Here is a 21,789-nt window from a genome sequence, read left to right as displayed (position 1 = left end):
ATGAAGCTCTTTTTATGAAACGCAGTGGAGTAAAAAAGTGGGAGTGGAAGATGTCGTCTTTAAGACGGGACCCAAAAAAAACTGTATTATAATTTTACCTTGTACTGATCGATATGCAAAATCTTGTAAACCATTTCCGTCAGCAAATCACTATCCGTCATGTTAATGGCGCCCAAGCCTTTGCTTTTGAGATCGATTTCGCGTAAAATAGAAATCACCCGCGTACAACTTTTAAGATTATACCATCTCGCTGCTTCACCAAAGTCCTTTAAAAAATAAGGATTGATTCCCATGGTTGCTGCCTGATTTTGTGGAGATTCTGCTTTCATCGTATGAAAAATGATGAGGTTAGAAAAGAAGTTGTACAAGTTTCCGGTCGTCATCACAAAAGTGTGGGTTTTTGATTTTCCCATATAATGAGAGATTTTGAAAGCGTTGATTTCATCTTTTTTTCCGAGGGCTTTAATCAATTCAAAAACGTTGAAATCTTTGCTGATTCCGATATTGGTTTCTATGATTTTTTCGTCCAGAATTTCTCCTTCTTTTAAAATCATTTTGAGCTTCAACAACTCATTTGAAATTCGGGATAGATCGGCTCCCAAATATTCTGCCAGTAAATTTGGGATATTGGGTTTTGCCTTTAACCCTAATGTTCTAAGTTCGGTATCAATCCATTTTGCAATATTGTAATCTTTGATTTTCTCACTCAGAAAGACCATTTTTTTCTTGGTCAGCGTTTTTAAAAATGCTTTTCGTGCATCTGCTTTTTTATACTTGTAAGCGATAACCAGAATGGTAGATTCGACCGGATTTTCAGCGTAGGTCAATAACGCCTTGCTTTCAGCTTCTGTAAGCACAATATCGTGGGCTTCTTTTACGATGATGACCTGTTTGTCGCCCATCATTGGAAATTGCCGCGCTAAAGAAAGCACTTCTGAAAAGGTAGTATCTTTTCCGTAAACCACGGTTTGATTAAACGCCTTTTCATCTTCCTCTAAAACATCGTTTTCAAATGACTTCAAAGCCACATCCATAAAAAAAGGTTCTTCACCATGGAAAAAATAAATAGGTAAAAGCTCTTTATTTTTAATATTTTTGAGGATTAAATCTAATTCTTTCATAAATGGAACTGGCGAAACTGAATTTTAAGGAGGATTTTGACTTTCAAATCAAGAGAGACAAAGATAAGTTTTTTATTTATGATTTGGTTCGAAAGTCGTGGTTAATGCTCACGCCCGAAGAATGGGTGCGACAACATTGGGTGCATTATTTCCATTACATTAAAGGTCGGAATCTATCGTCTTTAATTTTAGAAAAAAAGTTGGTTTTGAACGGAACAACGAAGAGAATTGATTTGATGGTCACCGAAAAAACGGTAGCTAAAGTTTTGGTCGAATGCAAAGCGCCTGAAATTAAACTCACTGAGAAAACCTTTGAACAAGCGGCAAGATATAATTCGATTTTACAGGCAGAAGAAATTATTCTGAGTAATGGATTGCAGCATATTTATGCGAAATTAATCGACGGGAAATATGAATTTTACAAGGGCGAATTTTAAGGCCGATCTCTTTGCAACACTACATTAACTTTTAATTGTAAGATTATTGCATTTTGACATTTTGAACCTTAGTTTTGCACCATGACAAAAACGACCGGCTCCGTGCTCTCCATTTTACCTTTACTCCTCTTTGTAATTGTTTTTTTGGGAGCAGGTATTTACAATAATGATTTCTACGCTTTGCCCTCGCCTATCGCCGCCTTGATCGGAATTGTTTCCGCCTTTGTTTTGTTGAAAGGCAAAGTGAATGAGAAGATTGATACTTTTTTAAAAGGTTGCGGCGATGGTAAAATATTAACCATGTGCATCATTTATCTTTTAGCCGGAGCTTTTGCAACCGTTTCAAAAGCAACCGGCAGTGTAGATACCATTGTCAATTTAGGTTTAAATTATATTTCGCCAGAATATTTTCCAGTGGGCATATTTGTGATCGCGTCTTTTCTATCTTTTGCTTCAGGGACGTCGGTGGGTTCGATCGTCACTCTGGGCCCAATTGTAATTGATCTTGCTGAAAAAAGTGGCTCTCCTCTTGGTTTGATTGGTGCAGCTTTGCTTTCGGGAGCAATATTTGGAGATAACCTGTCCGTAATTTCTGATACCACCATTGCCGCAACTCAAAGTATGGGTTGTGACATGAAAGATAAATTCAGAGCTAATTTTAAACTGGCTTTGCCAGCGGCGATTATTGCCATCATTATTTTAGTTGCTATCGGATTTAACCAAGAAACGACGGCGGTGGTTATGGAACAAAAGGATTTTAATTTCGTACTCATTCTCCCCTATTTACTGGTTATCGCTCTTTCGATTGTTGGTCTTAATGTTTTCGTTGTTCTCTTTTCAGGATTGCTTTTCGCGGGAATTTTAGGAATGGGTTTCGGAACTTTTGGACTCATGGATTTTGCAAAAAACACCTACGAAGGTTTTACCAGTATGACCGAAATATTCCTACTCTCTCTTCTGACGGGAGGTTTGGCAGCATTGGTTGAAAAAGCGGGCGGAATTAATTTTTTTCTAAGAAACATCAGTAAAATTATCAGCTCCAAAAAAACTGCTTTACTAGGAATTGGAGGTTTGGTAAGTGTTACTAATTTCTGCGTCGCCAATAATACCATTGCGATTTTAATCTCAGGGAAAGTCTCCAAAGAGATTACCGACAACTATGAACTAAAACCTCAGGAGAGTGCGTCTGTGCTCGATATATTTGCGTGCTATGTCCAGGGAATTATTCCTTACGGTGCACAAATTCTACTTCTTATTTCTCTGAGCAATTTCAAAATGAGTTATACCGATCTGGTGCTGAATTCATTTTATCTTCATCTCCTTTTAGTGATTACTTTAGGTTCAATTATATTTAGAACGACTAAGGAATTCACTCTCAATAAGTCAACAATTTAAATAAATATTAAATGAATATTAAAAATATTATTTTCGATTTCGGCGGCGTGGTGATGGATTGGGATCCGCGTTATTTTTTTAAAGATCATTTTAACGATGATGATAAGATGGAGTATTTCCTGAAAAATATCGTCACCGATGAATGGAATGGAGAGCAGGATCGTGGCAGAACTTTAGCGGAAGGAACAGAAATTCAGGTGGCCAAACATCCGGAATGGGAAAAAGAAATTCGGGCGTATTATGACAACTGGATAACAATGTTGAAATCTGACATTCCGCATAACGTTGAAGTTTTACGCAAACTGGAACATTCGAAGTATGAGCTTTTTGGTTTGACCAACTGGTCGGCAGAAACTTTTCCGTACGCCTTAGAAAACTATGATTTCTTTACAATATTTAAGGAGAAAATTGTGGTTTCAGGAACTGAGAAACTGATCAAACCCGATCCAACAATTTGGAACCTGTTATTAAATCGCTATCAAATCAAAGCCGAAGAATCGGTGTTCATCGATGATAACGCCAAGAATATTGAGGTTGCAAAAAGCTTAGGATTTATCTGTGTTCACATTGAAGAGAACACCAATTTGGAAAAAGAATTGAGAGAAATAGGGGTTCAATTTTAACTACAAAGTCACAAAGGTTTTATTTTTGAAAAGTTGAAGATTTCTCTTTCTAAAAGTTCACAAAAGCTTGAAAATCTATAGGTTTTCAATTTTGTGAACTTCTGTTAATATTTTTCTAAAGTTTTCTTTGTGACTTTGTGTTTAATCCTCTTCTCTGTTGACTAAATCCATAGAAAAGGCCGGAAGACAAATTGCTAAATAATCGCAAGGATCTTCAAACGGATTGCTGTATCGAACTCTTGCTCCTTTCTCAATCATAATACTTTGTCCAGTTTCTAAAACAACTACTTCTCCATCAATCTCGAATTGCTTTTTTCCTTTAATGATGTACGTGAATTCATCGAATTCTGGTGTTTGAAAAGGTTCGCTCCAGTTCGGCGGTGCTACCATATGTGCGATGGATATTCCAGAATTTCCGGTGGAATTTCCCCAAATTTCTTCTATTAATTTTCCATCAGTGGTAGGAACAATAAACGGTGATTTTTGAATTTTATATTTTGACATGATTTTTATTTAAGAGGCTTAAAATTACAAATTAAAATAATGTTGAAAGTCTCCTTTTAGAAAAATAAAAAATTTCGGACTCCTTGAGAAAAAGTATAGTTCCGAAAGATTGAAATGATCATAAAAGAAATATGAGAATATTAATTAAAACTCTGAAAGAGTTAAATGTTTTTTTAGGAATCCAAATTTTATTAACCGTTTTAAGATGTCACGCATTCGGTAGTGAATACGGTATTAGGTATTTTTTATTTTGACTTAAAAAGCCACTTACTCCGAGGTGTAAAATGATGATAAAGAAATATCGGATTATTAATTAAACTCGATAAGAGTGGAATTATCCTCGGGAAATTCAAATTTTATCCTTTTTCAAATTTGATGCATTGGGTACGCAATAAGGTGTTAGCCATTTTTCATTTTGACGTTAAACAATACCAATAACTTCGAAGGAGTAAAATGATTATAAAGAAATATCAGAATATTTATTAAACTCTGTAAGAGTAGAATTATCCTCGGGAAACCCAAATCTTATCCTTCTTATAATTTGATGCATAGGATACGAAATAAGGTGTTAGCCATTTTTCATTTTGACGCTAAACAATACCAATAACTCCGAAGGAGTAAAATGATTATAAAGAAATATCAGAGTATTTATTAAACTCTGTAAGAGTGAAATTATATTTTAGTTGTAATCCTTATTAGTCAGTTCAAAATATCACGCCTTCGGCGTTTAATACGGTATAATCTACTTTTTATAATAATGACATTCCGTCGGAATTACAATTGGTCAGAGATTCGATTAAAATAGGCATTGATTTGGTTTAATCAGCATTTTAATTTACATAAATTACAATATCTTTTTCCACAAAACACGTTCATAAAAATGGCAGAAATCAAGATTGATAAATTCTATTTTCTTTTCAGTTGAGACCGTTGTATTTATATGTAAATTTATCAATCAAAAAAATTAGAAAATATGATCAAAACCCTAGTATTAACAGCAACAATTATGGTTTCAGGAACGATCTTTAGTCAGAACCTTAAGAAAGTCGCCTACAAAGACGGCACTCAAAAACTCAATGGATTGGTAACTTCCAATGCAGGAAAAAAACTTCCCGGAGTTTTAATTTTACCTGCCTGGAAAGGAATTGACGATGAAGCAAAAATGGCTGCGGCTGAATTGGAGAAACAAGGATATATCGCCTTCATCGCTGACATCTACGGCGAAGGAAATATTCCGACCGATAATGCTTCAGCTGGTAAAACTGCTGGATATTACAAACAAAATTACGAAGCTTATCAAAAAAGAATTTCTTTGGCTTTAGAAGAATTAAAAAAGAGCGGTGCCAATCCAGAGAAAATTGCGGTAATCGGTTATTGCTTCGGCGGAAGTGGAGCCTTGGAAGCAGCAAGAGGAAATATGCCGGTTGTTGGTGTGGTTTCTATTCATGGCGGTTTAGCAAAAGATGCAGCAAGAATGAACGAGCCACTTTCTACAAAAATTTTAGTGGAACATCCAGCGGATGATGAAAGTGTGAAACCTGAGGATTATATGCAATTGGTGAACGAAATGAATGATGGTAAAGCTGACTGGCAAATCATTACCTATTCCAATTCGAAACATACCTTCACGAACCCAGAATCGAAAGATTATAATCCTGTGATGGCAATGAGAGCCTGGAATCATACGTTGATGTTTTTGAAAGAGATTTTGAAGTAATATTTTTAATGATACTTCAAAAAGCTTAGCAAGACAAATATTAAATAGGAGCGATTGTCATTCTGACGAAGGAAGAATCCCACTAATAGAAATAACTTCTTTTGTCATCTTCTTTTGTCCTGAAACGAAATAACCATCGGCCGTGGTGGACGAGCCTTGGAAACGCAGTTTAAAGTTTAAAATGCTTCGACAAGCTCAGCATGACACATATTTAAATATCTGCACTTGTCATTCTGACGAAGGAAGAATCCCACGAATAGAGATAACTTCTTTTGTCATCTTCTTTTGTCCTGAAACGAAATAACCATCGGCCGTAATGGATGAACCTTGTAAACGCAGTTTAAAGTTTAAAATGCTTCGAAAAGCTCAGCATGACAAATATTTAGATACGTGTATTTGTTATTCTGACTTAGAAAGAATATACATAAGAAAATTATCAAGCAGATTTAGCTGATAACGCTGATTGAATTCGCTCCAGTTTTAAATCTGCTTAATCTTCAAAATCTGCGGGAGAAAATGAAAGAAATCCTTTTCAAAACTGAAAAGGATTTCTTTAGTATCATAAATGATTTAATTCTAAAACTGCATTTCAGGAATTTCACCTTCGATGATCAAATCGGCTTCGGTAGATTTCTTAATATCTTCCACGGAAACACCAGGCGCTCTTTCCAAAAGTTTAAAACCGTTTGGGGTGACTTCTAAAACTGCCATTTCAGTGACGACTTTTTTAACACAACCTACTCCTGTTAAAGGAAGTGTACAATCTTTCAGAATTTTCGATTCGCCTTTTTTGTTAACGTGCATCATCGCCACGATAATATTTTCAGCAGAAGCAACCAAATCCATTGCGCCACCCATTCCTTTCACCATTTTACCGGGAATTTTCCAGTTGGCGATATCGCCTTTTTCGGAAACTTCCATTGCACCCAAAATAGTCAGATCTACTTTCTTACTACGGATCATTCCGAAACTGAACGCTGAATCAAAAAATGAAGCACCCGGAAGTGTAGTAATAGTTTGCTTTCCCGCATTAATTAAGTCTGGATCTTCTTCCCCTTCAAATGGAAAAGGTCCCATTCCTAAAACTCCGTTTTCACTTTGAAATTCCACAGAAAGATCTGGAGAGACAAAGTTAGCAACCAAGGTCGGAATCCCAATTCCGAGGTTAACATAATAGCCATCTTTTACTTCTTTGGAGATGCGCTGCGCGATTTGTTCTTTTGTAAGCATAATGTAAACTTGAACTGCAATTTATTGCTTTTTCAATTCCTATACAAATGGTATTGAGACAATCTATAGTATGACCTAAACAAACCAATTAATATCTCTAATTTTGCACCCTACTATTTTTAAAAATGAAAACACTTCTACGATATTTAAAACCGCATAAATGGCTGCTGATTTTGTCTTTAGCTTTGGCCACCATCAATCAGGTTTTCTCTTTGTTTGGTCCTGCCATCACCGGAAAGATCCTGGATCAATTGGTGACCAATCCTAACTTTTTCGACAAAGAAAAGCTTTTAAGCCGAAGCCTGGAGGAATATTTATACGGAACCTCCATGTACCACGGCGCCTTTTATTTCATTGGATTGTTAATCGGTGTCGCGATGGTCAGCAGGATTGCAAAGGCTTTTCAGGATTACACCTCAAGCGTCATTACCCAAAAATTTGGAGCTAATATTTTCACAGATGGATTGCAACATTCAATGGCTTTGCCTTTTCAGGAATTTGAAGATCAAAGAAGTGGCGAAACCCTATCGATCCTGACAAAAGTTAGAGAAGATTCGGTAAAATTCATCAATAACTTTATCAATATCTTCTTTGGGATTTTAGTCAGTATTATTTTCGTTTCTGTGTATGCTATTCAGCTCCATTGGGCGATCATGCCGGTTTATGTGGTGGGAATATTTTTCATTGCTTTTATCACCAATTTATTAAGTAAAAGAATTAAGAAAATTCAAAAAAATATCGTTGCTCAGACCACCAGTTTGGCGGGAAGCACCACTGAAAGTTTGCGCAATATTGAAATTGTAAAAAGTTTGGGTCTGACGCAACAAGAAGTGAAAAGACTCAACAGCAATACCTACAAAATTCTAGGTCTGGAATTGAGGAAGGTGAAAAGCATTCGTTCGTTAAGTTTTATTCAAGGTACTTTAGTGAATTTTCTACAACAAATGATCACGTTGACTTTGCTGTTTCTGATTTTTAAAAACATCGTCACGCCCGGACAGTATTTATCCTTAATGTTTTATGGATTCTTTATTTTCGGTCCGATGCAGGAAATCGGAAATATCATCATCTCTTATCGTGAAGCCGAAGCTTCCTTATTTAACTTCGATACTTTGATGAAGAAGAAGACGGAAGAAAAACCGGTTAACCCAAAGAAAATTGGTGCGATCAACAGCTTAAAATTCACGAAAGTTGATTTCAAACATCAGTCTGCGAGCTATAAAGCGTTGAACAATATTTCCTTTGAAGTAAAAAATGGGGAAACGATTGCTTTTGTGGGACCGAGTGGCGCGGGAAAAAGTACGTTGGTAAAATTACTGGTCGGATTGTACCGGCCGAATGAAGGTTCTATTTATTACAATAATATCAATGGAAATGAATTCGATATTGATGAACTGAGAAACCAGATCGGCTTCGTGACGCAGGATACGCAACTTTTTGCCGGCACGATCAAAGAAAATCTGCTCTTCGTCAATCCGAACGCAACTGATCAGGATTTAAGTATGGCGTTGAGAAAATCCAGCGCTACAGCTTTAATAGAAAGAGCTGAAGAAGGTTTAGATACCGTTATTGGTGAGGGTGGATTTAAATTAAGCGGCGGTGAAAAACAGAGAATTGCCATTGCCAGAGCATTATTGAGAAAACCACATTTGCTTATTTTTGATGAAGCAACCTCGGCACTGGACAGCATTACGGAAGAAGCGATCACCACGACGATCAGAGAAATTTCAGCCGAGAAAGCACAGATCACGATATTGATCGCCCACCGATTAAGCACCATTATGCATGCAGACCGGATCTACGTTTTAGAACGTGGAAAGGTAATTGAAATGGGTTCTCACCATGATTTACTGGAAGACAAAGGTTTATATTACGCCATGTGGCGTCAGCAGATCGGGGAACGAAAATCGTAAGAATTTGGATAATTAAATTTTAATGATTTGATTTACATGATTGCAAATTAATCCATCATGTTTAAAAAAGAAATAAAAAGTCCTCAGGTTTGGTTGACCGTCTTGAGTATCGCACTCTATATTCTATCCATGTTTTTTACACCTTTTTATGTTGCCAATCCCAAGGCAGATATTTATTCAAGTTCGTTTTTCATACTCCTTTCAGGATGGATGGCCGTTTTGGGAGGAGGATTGTTTCTAACGCTTATCTGGTTGGCAAATCCACTTTATATTTTTGGTGCTTTTCTGGTCCTGAATAAGGAGAAATTTGCAGTTATACCAGTTACTTTATCTTTACTGCTTGCCATTTACTTTACAACGTTGGATTCGGTAATGGACGGTGAAAGTGGTAAGACGACAGCCATCACAAAACTTGGAGCTGGATTTTATCTTTGGTTTTCAAGTTTTATTACGATGGTCGTTGTGGGAGTTATGTTGTTCAGGAATGAAAAATTAAGAAAATTTTAAATTACTTTCCTTACTATTCTGTCCTTAATTCTTTTTTCTAAGTGTCGATTTTGTATTTAGAAAGAATTTGTACATTTGAAATAAATCAATTCAATTATGGATTTACAAACTCGAAAATTAAATTTAATTTCCTACCTCGCTCAAATACAAGATGAAAATTTTCTCGAGAAAATAGAAAATTTAATTCTCAGTAAAAGCGGGAAAAATTCAGAATTTAAGAAATTTACAGAAGAAGAATTAATTAATAGAATTCAAAAGTCGGAAAAAGATTTCAAAAATGGAAAGTTTAAAACTCAAAATGATTTAGAAGAAATTTCTGCTAAATGGTAAGCTATGGAAATAATTTGGACCCATTTCGCCATAGAAAATCTAAAAGTTATTTTTGATTTTTACACTATCAAAGCCAGTAAGAAAGTTGCACATAAGATCCGGGTACAAATTTTAAACGCTACAAAACAACTCATCAATCATCCAACTTCAGGTCAAAAAGAAATTCATCTTCAAAAATTAAAAAAAGATTTCAGATATATTGTGAGTGGTAATTACAAGATTATCTATAAAGTGGAAGGTGCTCAAATCATCATCAGCGATGTTTTTGATACAAGACAGAATCCTGATAAAATGGTTGATGGAAAGCGTTAAATTTAACTTAAAACAAAAATTATTTTCGAATTATTTTGTAAAAAAAACATTTCTCTGCCGAGAAATACTCTTATCATTATTTATATTCTTAAAATTCTAAACCCTTTTTGAATTGTTTTCCGTTCAATTCTTTTCTCAAACTTCTCGTTGCTTATAATATAATTGAAATTTTCATCATAGCAAAAATCGGTATATTTGAGTACAAATTAAAAAGTAATGGCAAAAAATACATCCATTTTGTTGGGCGATTACTTCGATACTTTTATCAGCCAACAAATTAAAACCGGGAAATATTCTTCAACGAGTGAAGTAGTAAGAGCAGCTTTGAGACTTTTTGAATATGAAGAAATCAAAAAATCCGAATTGATTAAAGAATTTCAAAAAGGAGAAAATTCCGGATTTATTGAAAAATTTGATCGAGAAAATTTTTTGAATAACATCCATGAGAAACAGATTCCTGAATCATAAAATTTAAAGTAAGTAAAGAGACTGCAAAAGATTTAGAAAAAATTTGACTTTATACTTTTGAAACCTGGTCAAGTGAGCAGGCCGACCGATATTTTAATCTACCGATTAACGAAATTGAATATATCGCCATCAACCCTTAGGCGGGAAAAGATTATAGCAAGATCAGAAAAGACTATTTCCGATCACGAATAAAATCACATTTTTTATTCTACAAAATAAATGCGGAGAAAGAAGAAGTTGAGATTATAACAATCCTTCATCAGAAAATGGATACTGATTCACCTTTAAAAAAATTAACTTTTTATTCCACAAAAAAAACATTTCCCTTTCGGGAAATGTTTCGTTTCAATCATCATTTAAAATCTTCATTGGAAGACTTTAACTTCTTTTTCTAACTGTTCTCTGTTCAATTCTCTTCTCAAACTTCTCGCCCTGGAAAATACGTTGAACCATAATTCCGGGAATATGAATTTCGTTCGGATCCAATTCTCCTGGCGCAACCAATTCTTCTACTTCTGCGATGGTGATTTTTCCACTTCCCGCCATCGGCGCATTAAAGTTTCGGGCAGTTCCTTTGAATATTAAATTTCCAGCGTGATCTCCTTTCCACGCTTTTACAATGGAATAATCTGCTTTGAAAGCATGTTCTAAAATATGCATTTTGCCATCGAAATCTTTGGTTTCTTTTCCTTCAGCGACTTCTGTTCCGTAACCTGCCGGCGTGTAGAAAGCTGGTATTCCATGTTGGGCCGCGCGACATTTTTCGGCCAAAGTGCCTTGTGGTGTTAATTCTACATCGAGTTCACCAGAAAGCATTTGTCTTTCGAATTCTGCATTTTCTCCAACATAAGACGCGATCATTTTTTTGATCTGTTTTTTCTGTAACAATAATCCTAACCCGAAATCATCAACCCCAGCGTTATTAGAAATACAGGTTAAATCGGTGACATTACTTTCTACCAAAGCATTAATCGAATTTTCGGGAATTCCACAAAGGCCGAATCCACCTACTATCAATGTCATTCCATCGCTGATTCCAGCGATCGCTTCTTTGGCATTTTTTACTCTTTTATCAATCATAATCTTCACTTTTATTGTGCACTCCACCCTCCGTCTAACGTAAACATTGAGCCAGAAACCGTGGTTGCATTTTCTGCAGCTAAAAATACGGCAATTTCTCCTAATTTCTCAATCGGAACGAAACTTTTTACCGCTTGTTTTTGCAGCATCACTTTTTCTACGACTTCATCTTCGGTCATATGGTGCGCTTTTGCCTGATCTTTTATCTGTCCTTCAACGAGTGGCGTTTTCACATAACCCGGACAAATTGCATTACAAGTCACATTAAAAGGTGCGCCTTCCAAAGCCAAAACTTTCGTCAAACCCACTACTCCATGTTTTGCGGTAATATAAGCCGACTTAAACTCAGAAGCACGGATTCCGTGAACGGAAGAAACATTAATAATGCGTCCAAATTTTTGATCTTTCATTTTTTTGAAAACTGCTTTTGAAGCATAGAAAACCGAGTTCATATTCAAAGCAATAATTTGCTGGTATTTTTCAATCGGGAAATCTTCAATCGGAGAAACATACTGTATTCCGGCATTATTCACGAGAACATCAACCGAACCCATTTCTGCATAAGCGAAATCTACCAATTCCTGAACGCCTTCCGGAGTCATGAGATTAGAGTTTTTGAAAACCGTTTTTACGCCATACTTCTCGCCCATCGATTTTGCGATTTCTGCGCCGTCTTCTTCCAATCCATTAAAAACAATGTTGTCACCATTCTTCGCAAAAGCCTCGGCGATTCCTAAACCGATTCCGCTGGTGCTTCCTGTTATTAAAACATTACGACTCATTTTATAAAAATTTTAGCAATTCTTGATTCAATTTTTCTGCCTGATCTAAAACAATTCCATGACGGGAATTTTCGATGACTACTAATTTAGCATTTTCCATTTTGTTGGCGTACCCTTTTTTGTAATCCACCGAAGTATAATCCATGTCGGACGCGATCACTAAAGTCGGATGTTTAATTTCTGAAACTTTATCATCTAAACCCCATTCCATTAAAGAACCGAACGTATAAAGATAAGCATCTTCATCATTATCGATAATTCTTTGGTAGAATTCTTTTCGCCATTGCTGTTGACTTTCTTCGGGAAACATTCCGTTGGAAATAGTTTCGGCCAGCGCTTCAAACCCTTGGTCTTTAATAATTTTGGTTCGTGCAGCGAGCAGATCTACGCCTGAATCTTTCGCATTATTAAAGTCTGGCCCAGAATTGACAATGACTAATTTATCGACCATTTCGGGATGCGAATAAGCCATATTAAAGCAAACTGCGCCACCCATTGAAAAACCTACAAAACTTGCTTTTTTAATATTTAAAAATTTCAACAACTGAAAAATATCTTCGGTCATTACTTCTACCCCTTGTTTTTTTGGAACCCGTTCAGAATTTCCGTGGGCCCGAAAATCAGGTGCGATCACTCTCAACTTCTGGGATAAAACCGGGATCTGAAGATCCCAGTCTTTTTTTGTTGATCCTAAACCATGCAGAAGTACCACGACATCTCCTTTTCCTACATCTGCATAGTCTACATCAATCCCATTAATGGTTGTTAAAGCCATTGATGAAAAAATTAGTTATTTTTATTTTTGAAGAAATCGAAGTTGTATTTAAACTCTAGTGAAACCAATCTTTTAATGAAAGGTGAACCTGCAAATTCTCTGATATCAACATTGAATAAGTTGGTTACATTTGCTCCTAAAGTCATTCCGTTGCTGAAGTTATAGCCTGCGTTCATATCTACGGTGAAACCTCCCAACTGTCCGTAATTCCAAGTTCTTCCCGCTGCATAATAAGCGTTTTCTGTAATATCTATGGTTCCGTTACCGTCCAGATCCTGCGTTTTTGCAGAGGTAGAAACTCCAGAGAAGAAGTCATATTTCTGCACATATCTTCCGTAAACTGCTCCAAAGAAAGTCGGCGTAGAATAGTTTAATCCAATGGACATTTTGTTGGTCGGCGTGTTGATCGGCAAATCGGTATCGAGTACTTTACCATCTTTATTTCCGTCGTTATTTAAATCGTCTTTATCCAATTTACGTCCGAAATATGAATAGTTAACCACCGCTTTTAAAGCATCTGTAACATAATAGCTGAAACCTAAATCTACACCATACGTATCCACTTTTCCGAAGTTGGAATATGTTAAAACGAAGCCTGGATTTGCTCCGGCAATCGAAGAAATCGCCTGATCTCCTCTCTTAGTAACCGTTCTTCCGTTCGTTGCTAATTGCGTTAATGGACTGATGAAGTTCTCAGATAAATTATAGTAAGCATTTACATCCATGTAGAATTTCTTGGCGATATCTCCTTTGTAACCCATTTCAAATGAATTGATGGTTTCAACTTCCAAAGGTTTGATTTGCGTTCCGTCAGACAAAGTAAATCCAACCCCATTTCCGAGAATCAGACCTCCAAATAAATATCCTTCTAAATTTAATAATGAAGGCACTGCCATTCCTTTACCATACGTTAAACGGAAAGTTCCGTCGCCTAATTTTTTGGTAATCGCTGCTTTTGGTAAAAGGTTGGTTCCATAATAATCGTGGTTATCAACTCTCAACGCCGCCAAGAATCCCCAGCCATTCATTTTGTATTCTGCCTGTCCATAAACACCAACTTGGTTTACGTTGATCGGTCCATCAAAATCAAGCATGTAAGTATTTTTAGTGAAAGCCATATCACGCTGGAACTGTGCACCACCAATTAAAGTAAACGCGCCCCAGGTATTATTGTACTGACCTTCGGCTACGAATCTTTTGGAATCATCCTTGAATCTCGAGCCTCTTTTCAAGGCTAAACCTGCCGTCGGAGTTGCACCAAACCACTGTTCGTCATAAGATCTTTCTCTTGCAACAGCATCAGAAAAACCTGCATTAATGAACGACACATAATTCTGCGTTCTTTGGTTCATCGCATACGTATCTTCGGTATTACTCCACTGATAGTAAGAATTTAAGAAAAATCTTGGGTGAATAAATTTCAATTGTAATTCGTCAATATTCCAGTCTTTAATTGCATTACGACCCGCACTGGTCACTCCAATATTGTTGTTGTTACTGTGTCCGTAGTACGCCACCAATTCTGATAACGAACCTACTTTATAATTTAATTGCGTATTGAATTTCGTACTGTTGAAATCTCTGTCTAAATCAAGTTCTTTGTACGCTTTATTGTTTACGTAGACAGAATCTGTGTAATCAAATTCAGTTCCCTGCGTATGTTCAGCAGCTAATTTAAACGCGAACTTTTCACCGATTGCCTGAGCATGGCGAAGTCTGGACGTAAATACATTTTGATTTCCGATCCCTAATGCGATGGTCGTTCCTTGAGAACGGAAAGGATTTTTACTTAAAGTATTCACCAAACCATTATGAGCATTCGGACCGTAAAGTGTTCCGTTTGGTCCTAACAGGATTTCTACTCTATCGATATCTTCTTTAATCACGGTACTGAATGTTCCGAAAGGAAGTCCGGTTGCAATTAAAGTGGAAATACGATCATCAGTCACCTGTAAGTTTTTAGAGTTAAAAGCCGAGTTAAAACCACGAATATTGATTCCGGTTCCTAAAACACCAGCTCTTACAAAATCAACTCCTTTCTGTCTCGCAGCCAATTCACCGACATTGAAACTGGTGAACTGTGCAATATCTTTCGCGGTGATGATATTTACGGTTGCAGGAACATCTACCAATTTCTGTAATTTCTTACTGGCAGAAACAGTTACCTCGTCTATATCTCTTACTCTTACGGTATCAGCTACTTGTGCACTCGTAAAAACGACGCTCAAGAAAGATGCTAAAATGACTGATTTTTTCATAATCCTATTAATTTTTTTAATTATCTGTACAATGATAAGCGAAGTTCATTAACGAAAATTAACAGAATTAAAAATTTTAAGGTATGACTTGGTTAATAAAGGAAGCATTTAATAAAGATCACCATCATTAAACGTTTATCAAATGGAATTCTAGTTAAGGTATGACTTAAAAAAAGTTTTAAGTTCCGGAAGATTTTTAGACAATAGATCTGCGTTTTCCTGAATGAGATATTGATTGCTTTCAGTGACCTTGACCTTGGTTAAACTTTCAGTCAACATATTGAAATATTTCTCTTTCGAAATTTTATTTTCTAAAAAGGAAGCGGTCGTAATGACCCAAAGCAGATTAGGTACAAAGTTTTCTGATTTTTTGCGTAAACGCTCCAATTCAGGAAGATTAAACTTTTTATCCAGCTGCAAAATGGTGGTGTAATTTTCATTTTTATACAACACATTCAGATAAGAAGTGAAGAAATGATGCCATCTTAATTTTAGGATTTCCGATTCATATTTTTGAAGGAAATAGATGCCGATATTCTCTGCTTTTTTATTTAAATTAAGCTCACTTAAAGCCCGTAAATAGTATGAAATATAAATAATTCGTTGAAGGCTGTTTTGCGTTTTTTCATAAACAGAATGATAGGATTCTAATAAATCTAAAGCGTCTTTATGCTGACTGAGACGCAAATAAATGGAAACTAAATTATTGACATACATCAAAGTATCTTCATTGGTTTGTCTTAAAGAAAGTTTGCCAAAATAAATAGCTTCTTCATACTTTCTTTGTTTGGAATGAAGCAAAACCCGACTTGAATAATAGTTGTACAAAAGTCTTCGGCAATACAAATTTCCTTGGCTAAAAAAATCATCAATCTGGTCAAAAATCTCCTGTAACTGCTTGAGATTCCCAGTCGTGTTGTACATAAAAGCCAAAAGAATAAAAGCTTTGTAGCGATTATTTCCATTGATGGTTTCAGTTTCGAATACTTTTTTCAGCCACTTTTCCCAATGAACAGAAGTTTCGGAAGTGCGGGTAAACTGGTCGGTAATTTCGATGGTTGCCTGATAAAGCTTCTCCTCTATTTCCTTAGCTCGATCGTAGGATTTACCGTATTTTTCAAGAAAATCAGAGATGATAATATGATCATCATAGCGCATTCTGATCAGCAAATAAGACCGATAATCCCGAATGGTTTGATATAAAATTTGAAAATTGAAGGTGATGCCTTTGTAATTTTTGACGTAGTCGATCAGCACTTTTTCTTCGGCTGAAGTGATTAGATCAAGTGCTAATTTCTTATTAAAATCAAGCAGCCATTCAGCCACTTGATCAACGTCACGCAGGCTTAGTTTCTTCTCAGCCCAGGTTTTTATGTGATGGTATTTCCTTTTATCGAAGTCTGTATTGAAAGACTTCTCATCTTCCGGTTCCAGAGAATTATGAATTAAATTTTGAAAAATCTCCCGTTTATCTTCTTCCTGAAAATTACCTAAACTTTGCAGATATTTCGCTTCATGTGGCAAAAGCGCTTTGCTGAAATCTTCAAAAACTTTTAATTTCGGTTTCATTATTTATCTAGCATAAATTCTTTAATCTCTTTGTTGACTTCCGCAGGTTTTTCAAATTGAAGAAAATGGCCCGCTTCATCAATCATGACCAATTTACTGTTTTTAAAAGACTCTTGAGCCGTTTTTGATAAAGCATCAATCGTCAATGTTGGATGTAAATATTTGTTCGGAATCAGCATATCATTTTTAGCAAAAAGAATTAAAGTGGATGTTATAATTTTAGCTAAATCATCTTTAACTTTATCATCCAACATTCCGGTTACACTTTTTTGAATGGCGATTGCATGCGCTTCAAAATCTGAAGCTTTTACAATATTCTTTCGGTCCTGAATCATTTGGTCTGCTTCTTTCGGCATTTTATAAAAGTTCAGCAAATAATTACGGTCGATTTGTTCTTCGGAAGTTGCCATGATCGTTTTAGGGTTCATCACCATTTTCATAGCATTGCCTTCAAACTCGTTAAATTCTTCAACTCCTGCTGGTGCAATTAAAATCAGTTTGTCTAATTTTTCGGGATACTTTGAAGCAAATTTAATCGAAGCTTGTCCGCCCATAGAATGACCAACTAAAGTAAATTTATTAATTTTCAGTTTCTCAGTAAATTCTTTTAAAATGTCAGCAAAATAAGTTGCGGTAAACTCATCCGCATTTTTATACGATCTACCATAACCTGGCAAATCGATTGCGATACAGATGAAATCCTTTTTAAGCTCTTCAATATTCCTATACCAAGCATCGGAATTGCTGCTGAGACCGTGAACAAAAACCAGAACCTGTTTGCCTTTTCCTTCTTTTTGATAAGCAATTTCACCCTCTTTTAACTGAAGATAATTGGTGGAAAAATGATAAGGTAAAAGTAGGTCTTTCATCGAGTTGGTATTAGTCTTTGTGTTTTGAACAGAACATTGCAAAAAAAACAGGCTGAGTAAAAGGAGAACAATATTTTTCATATCGACATCTATGTTTAATTATTTTTTGATGGAATCGCCGACCTTTAATAGAATTTATTTTTATAAATATAAAAGGACGATTACCAATTAAGAATTACTTTTTTGTTTTTGATTTTGATACATTCTCTTTAGATCTTTACGGGAAACTTTACCAAAACCAGTTACGGGAAAATCTTTCAAGAAAACAAATTCTTTTGGATGTTTGAATCTGGCCAGCTTATCTTTTAGAAATTCCCGAATAATTTCCTCCGAAACTTCTTGTTTTGTTTCCAAAAAAGCCACGCCCTTTTTTCCCCAAACATCATCTTTCATCGGAATAACTAACGACCGTAAAATTAATTGATGTTGATTGAGTACATTTTCGATTTCTTGTGGGAAAATATTTTCACCACCGGAAATGTACATATCGTCGATTCTACCTTTTAAGTAATAGAAACCATCTTCGTCTTTGTACGCCAAATCTCCTGTATGAAACCAGGAATTTTTAATTTTTGCTTTGGTCGCGACAGAATTGTTCCAATAACCGGGCGTGATGATATTCCCTCTAATTCTTAATTCACCTGGCTGATTGTTTTTTAAAGAATTCCCTTTGTCATCGACTATATCCAATTCCACATAAAAGTTAGGCTTGCCAATTGAATTCTGTTTGGTTAAGGTGAAATCCTGATGAAGTGAAGTAATGCTCGGCCCCGCTTCCGTTAAACCATAACCAGGACGAATATCTACTTTCTTTTCTTTTTTCCAGAGTTCAATTATATTTTTACTGATGGCTTCACCTCCCGAAATAATAAATCGCAGATCAGAAAGATCAGCAGTTAAAAAACCTTCGCACTTCGAGATCATTTGCAAAATGGTTGGAAGCGCCATCATCAAAGTCACCTTTTGAAGCTGTAAATGATGCAGAATTTTATCAGCATTGAATTTGCTCAGAATTAAAATCTTGCCGCCATTATGAAGCAAAGGAGTCACAAAAATATTCCAGCCAGAAGTATGATACGGCGGTAAAATCGACAACGTAATATCGTCATCAGAAATCCCGAGTTGCATTGTTGTATTCAAACTGTTCCAGAACAACATTTTATTGGTGTACATCACACCTTTCGGCTCGGCTGTCGTACCAGAAGTGTAAAAAAGGAACACGGGCAGTTCTTCATTAATTCCGTTCAATAAAGCCAAATCCTTTCCTGCAAATTTCGAAACCTGATGATTAAAATCTGCCAGCGTAATGGTTTCGAAAGAATCTTTGATTAAAGATATCGGGGAGGAAAAAAACTCACTATAAATGACCAACGACGGTTCGCAATCTTTTAATTGATTTAAAATTTCCGGCGCGGATAGTTTATAATTTAAAGGAACTAAAATTAAACCCAATCTCTGACAAGCTGAAAAAAGTGCGATCAAATTAATCGAATGTTCCATCAAGACGGCAATTCGGTCACCTTCTTTATAGTCTTCTTTTAAAAGATGCACCATTTCATTGGCTCTCAAATGAAGTTCGCGGTAGGTAAACTCCTCGCCGCTTTCTAGATCAGCAACGGCAATTTTTTGTGGCGAATAATCTGCCCATTTCGCAATCCAATCTAAAACACTCATGCAATCACTTTATTTTTATTAAAGGTATGTAAAATCACTGCGACAACAACCGATGAAACAATCGCAATCGCGGCAGAAGCTCCAGGATTTCCAACAGGACCTTTCATGTAAGGAGTCAACTTTAAATAGAAAATTCCGAAGTGAACCAAGATCGCTATAATTGAAGCAATAAATACGGTAGATGACTTGACATTTTTTACAAAAGTTCCGAATAGTACGGGAACAAATGCTGCCGCAAAATAACCATAAACACCCATTTGACCAAAGATCCCGACGCTTAAATTGGGTGATTTAATTTGATTCCAGGAAAGATAAAAACTGACGATGGCAAGAAATACAATGACCACTTTATTAATTGCCAATCCATTATTGGAAACCTTGTCACCAAATAAAGGCTCTAAAATATCTGAAGTTACGGTGATCGATAAGGATTGAATTAATCCTTCTAAAGTTGATAATCCTGCAGAAATCAATCCAACGATCACGATAATTCCAGCCGCGGCCGAAAATCTTTTAACCACATAATTGGGAATAATTTCATCCATTCTCATTTTGCTTCCATCGTTCATTAAATCAGGAAACATGATTCTTGCATAGAGTCCAGCAACCACAATGATGAAAAATATGATCATGGCAGAAATCGCGAAAAATAAATAAGAGTTTACTTTTTCAGGATTTTTTAACATCAAAGATTTAGTCATGATATGTGGTTGGCAAACGATCGCAACGCCGACAATTGCCTGGCAGATGACGACTTCAAAGAAATCCCGATAAAGCGGACTTGTGGTATTAAATGTTGTGGTCAAATTCGGATCGATCGCATTCAGTTTTCCAACAAAACCACTGAATCCACCTTCAAATAAATCAACGCCGGAAAAGATCATCATTAAAGCAACCACAACCATAATCAACGCTTGAATCGTATTCGTATAAACCATAGAATTCGCCCCACCAAACATCATATAGCCGAATACGAAAATGGTGATTGCGAGCAAGACATAAAATGGTTCTACCTCAATTGATTTGGAAATAACCTGCGTTAAACCAACATTAATTAAAACGATGAAAGTGATGAGCAACATCGCCACAACGGCGAAGAAAAACTTATAGGCTTTATTATTGAAACGATTCCCTATCCATTCTGCCATGGTCTTTGCCTTGATCAACTTGCCATATTTTGCGAAGCCTTTGGTAAAGAAAATTAACGATGCGAACGCTGCAAGTGGTAAAATGATCGCCATGGAAAGAATTCCGCCAAAACCATAGAGTGCGATAAAGCCAGGATTAATTACAAAAGTCGCAGCACTTGTCATTGAGGCTGCCAGGGAAAGTCCGACGATCCAGGAAGGAAAGCCTATATTTCCAACGGCGTAATCGCTGATGCTTTTCGCTTTGCTCGCTCCGCGAATCACGAAGAATAAAATAACGCACATATAAACCACCAAAACGATGCTGATGTATAAGGGCCATTGGTTTTCAGAATTCATAGTTTAACTTTAGAAGAGCAAAAAACGGAATTAAAATATCAGTTTCAGGTTTTAGTTTTGAAAACGAAGATATGACTTAAATAGAAATAATGAGATATGTTATTAAAATCCTTTGTTTAAAATATATCAGTACTTGTATGACTTAAGTACACTGATAATTCACCAAAATTTTAAGTTTAAAAGAAATTGTTTTTAAACGCAATCCCGATAGGCATCGGGACGCAAAGGTTTAAATGAAAGTAATGCAAATAATTGCGAGCGCAAGGGCGTTTCACTTAGCAACGGGCGCAAAGAATGCATTGTGAATACTGACAATTAATTCCAATCTAAATTCTTTTAAAATATTGCAAATGAAATGTTTGTCAGAATGAAAAAATATAGTATTTTTGCAACCTGTTAACCAACCTCTGACGAAGGACGTGAACGTTGCTTAGCTTGACAAAACAAATTTTATTACAATAAAATGGATTTATTACAGTACGTACAAGACAAGTACATTGCAAAAAAAGAATTTCCTAAATTCAAAGCAGGTGACACGATCACTGTTTATTACGAAATTAGAGAGGGTGCTAAAACCAGAACCCAGTTCTTTAAAGGTGTAGTTCTACAAATTAGAGGAACAGGAGGAACAAAAACTTTTACCATCAGAAAAATGAGTGGTGATGTTGGAGTTCAGAGAGTTTTCCCAATGAACATGCCAGCTTTGCAAAAAATTGAAATCGACAGAAGAGGTAAAGT

At 36.0% G+C, this 21,789-nt stretch carries 22 protein-coding genes; 11 read left to right on the top strand and 11 right to left on the bottom strand.

Features of this window, described 5'->3' with window-relative positions:
• Positions 1–86: 86 nt before the first annotated feature.
• Entirely contained in the window at positions 87–1,121 is a 1,035-nt protein-coding gene (holA, locus tag ACEYOS_RS12940) for a DNA polymerase III subunit delta (protein WP_373708152.1), read from the bottom strand.
• A gap of 2 nt (positions 1,122–1,123) precedes the next feature.
• Between holA and ACEYOS_RS12935 the strand changes: the two genes are divergently transcribed.
• From ACEYOS_RS12935 to ACEYOS_RS12925, 3 genes are all read left to right on the top strand, one after another.
• Positions 1,124–1,558, top strand: a complete 435-nt coding sequence (locus tag ACEYOS_RS12935) for a type I restriction enzyme HsdR N-terminal domain-containing protein (protein ID WP_373708151.1) — start codon at positions 1,124–1,126, stop codon at positions 1,556–1,558.
• Positions 1,559–1,639: 81 nt separating this feature from the next.
• Positions 1,640–2,953, top strand: a complete 1,314-nt coding sequence (locus ACEYOS_RS12930; protein WP_373708150.1) for a Na+/H+ antiporter NhaC family protein — start codon at positions 1,640–1,642, stop codon at positions 2,951–2,953.
• Positions 2,954–2,964: 11 nt separating this feature from the next.
• Positions 2,965–3,576 carry an HAD family hydrolase gene (locus ACEYOS_RS12925; protein WP_373708149.1) on the top strand — a complete coding sequence of 204 codons (612 nt, stop codon included), beginning with the start codon at positions 2,965–2,967 and terminating at the stop codon, positions 3,574–3,576.
• A 141-nt stretch (positions 3,577–3,717) separates the two neighbouring features.
• On the opposite strand, the gene ACEYOS_RS12920 is transcribed toward ACEYOS_RS12925, so the two are convergent.
• Positions 3,718–4,080, bottom strand: a complete 363-nt coding sequence (locus tag ACEYOS_RS12920; RefSeq protein WP_373708148.1) for a cupin domain-containing protein — start codon at positions 4,078–4,080, stop codon at positions 3,718–3,720.
• Positions 4,081–5,053: 973 nt separating this feature from the next.
• Between ACEYOS_RS12920 and ACEYOS_RS12915 the strand changes: the two genes are divergently transcribed.
• Complete coding sequence (locus ACEYOS_RS12915) at positions 5,054–5,797, top strand: dienelactone hydrolase family protein (RefSeq protein WP_373708147.1); 744 nt, start codon at positions 5,054–5,056, stop codon at positions 5,795–5,797.
• A 576-nt stretch (positions 5,798–6,373) separates the two neighbouring features.
• Here the strand turns inward: ACEYOS_RS12915 and ACEYOS_RS12910 are convergent.
• A complete protein-coding gene (locus ACEYOS_RS12910) occupies positions 6,374–7,027 on the bottom strand; it encodes a CoA transferase subunit B (RefSeq protein WP_373708146.1) in 654 nt (217 codons plus the stop codon).
• Between the two features lie 125 nt (positions 7,028–7,152).
• Between ACEYOS_RS12910 and ACEYOS_RS12905 the strand changes: the two genes are divergently transcribed.
• The 6 genes from ACEYOS_RS12905 to ACEYOS_RS12880 all read left to right on the top strand — a co-directional run bounded on the left by ACEYOS_RS12905 (position 7,153) and on the right by ACEYOS_RS12880 (position 10,952).
• On the top strand, positions 7,153–8,940 hold the full coding sequence (locus tag ACEYOS_RS12905; protein WP_373708145.1) for an ABC transporter ATP-binding protein: 1,788 nt from the start codon (positions 7,153–7,155) through the stop codon (positions 8,938–8,940).
• 57 nt (positions 8,941–8,997) lie between these two features.
• On the top strand, positions 8,998–9,447 hold the full coding sequence (locus ACEYOS_RS12900) for a hypothetical protein (RefSeq protein WP_373708144.1): 450 nt from the start codon (positions 8,998–9,000) through the stop codon (positions 9,445–9,447).
• A 96-nt stretch (positions 9,448–9,543) separates the two neighbouring features.
• Positions 9,544–9,777 (top strand): hypothetical protein, encoded by a 234-nt coding sequence (locus tag ACEYOS_RS12895; protein WP_373708143.1) that lies wholly within the window; start codon positions 9,544–9,546, stop codon positions 9,775–9,777.
• A gap of 3 nt (positions 9,778–9,780) precedes the next feature.
• A complete protein-coding gene (locus tag ACEYOS_RS12890; RefSeq protein ID WP_373708142.1) occupies positions 9,781–10,089 on the top strand; it encodes a type II toxin-antitoxin system RelE/ParE family toxin in 309 nt (102 codons plus the stop codon).
• Positions 10,090–10,305: 216 nt separating this feature from the next.
• Positions 10,306–10,557 (top strand): type II toxin-antitoxin system ParD family antitoxin, encoded by a 252-nt coding sequence (locus tag ACEYOS_RS12885; protein WP_373708141.1) that lies wholly within the window; start codon positions 10,306–10,308, stop codon positions 10,555–10,557.
• A 161-nt stretch (positions 10,558–10,718) separates the two neighbouring features.
• The gene (locus ACEYOS_RS12880; protein ID WP_373708222.1) at positions 10,719–10,952 is read left to right on the top strand and encodes a type II toxin-antitoxin system RelE/ParE family toxin; all 234 of its coding nucleotides are present in this window, start codon (positions 10,719–10,721) and stop codon (positions 10,950–10,952) included.
• Here the strand turns inward: ACEYOS_RS12880 and ACEYOS_RS12875 are convergent.
• The 8 genes from ACEYOS_RS12875 to ACEYOS_RS12840 form a co-directional block, all read right to left on the bottom strand.
• Positions 10,936–11,637, bottom strand: coding sequence for a CoA transferase subunit A (locus ACEYOS_RS12875; protein WP_373708140.1), 702 nt, complete (start codon positions 11,635–11,637; stop codon positions 10,936–10,938). The genes ACEYOS_RS12880 and ACEYOS_RS12875 overlap by 17 nt on opposite strands.
• Positions 11,638–11,648: 11 nt before the next feature.
• A complete protein-coding gene (locus ACEYOS_RS12870) occupies positions 11,649–12,419 on the bottom strand; it encodes a 3-hydroxybutyrate dehydrogenase (RefSeq protein WP_373708139.1) in 771 nt (256 codons plus the stop codon).
• A gap of 1 nt (position 12,420) precedes the next feature.
• Positions 12,421–13,194, bottom strand: a complete 774-nt coding sequence (locus tag ACEYOS_RS12865) for an alpha/beta fold hydrolase (protein ID WP_373708138.1) — start codon at positions 13,192–13,194, stop codon at positions 12,421–12,423.
• Positions 13,195–13,205: 11 nt separating this feature from the next.
• Positions 13,206–15,452, bottom strand: coding sequence for a TonB-dependent receptor plug domain-containing protein (locus tag ACEYOS_RS12860; protein WP_373708137.1), 2,247 nt, complete (start codon positions 15,450–15,452; stop codon positions 13,206–13,208).
• A gap of 150 nt (positions 15,453–15,602) precedes the next feature.
• Positions 15,603–17,021, bottom strand: a complete 1,419-nt coding sequence (locus ACEYOS_RS12855; RefSeq protein WP_373708136.1) for a hypothetical protein — start codon at positions 17,019–17,021, stop codon at positions 15,603–15,605.
• Positions 17,021–17,890: an alpha/beta fold hydrolase gene (locus tag ACEYOS_RS12850; RefSeq protein ID WP_373708135.1), complete on the bottom strand. Its 870-nt coding sequence runs from the start codon at positions 17,888–17,890 to the stop codon at positions 17,021–17,023. The genes ACEYOS_RS12855 and ACEYOS_RS12850 overlap by 1 nt, the downstream gene beginning before the upstream one ends.
• A 168-nt stretch (positions 17,891–18,058) precedes the next feature.
• Positions 18,059–19,564, bottom strand: a complete 1,506-nt coding sequence (locus ACEYOS_RS12845; RefSeq protein WP_373708134.1) for a class I adenylate-forming enzyme family protein — start codon at positions 19,562–19,564, stop codon at positions 18,059–18,061.
• Positions 19,561–21,051 carry a sodium:solute symporter gene (locus ACEYOS_RS12840; RefSeq protein WP_373708133.1) on the bottom strand — a complete coding sequence of 497 codons (1,491 nt, stop codon included), beginning with the start codon at positions 21,049–21,051 and terminating at the stop codon, positions 19,561–19,563. The genes ACEYOS_RS12845 and ACEYOS_RS12840 overlap by 4 nt, the downstream gene beginning before the upstream one ends.
• Before the next feature lie 463 nt (positions 21,052–21,514).
• On the opposite strand from ACEYOS_RS12840, the gene rplS reads away from it, so the two are divergent.
• On the top strand, positions 21,515–21,789 hold a 275-nt coding region (gene rplS / locus ACEYOS_RS12835; RefSeq protein WP_373797589.1), incomplete at its 3' end, for a 50S ribosomal protein L19.

It is taken from the genome of Kaistella sp., from assembly GCF_041824135.1.
GTDB lineage: Bacteria > Bacteroidota > Bacteroidia > Flavobacteriales > Weeksellaceae > Kaistella.
The sequence above is the reverse complement of the archived record's forward strand: the minus strand, read 5'-3'. Positions and strand labels throughout refer to the sequence as shown.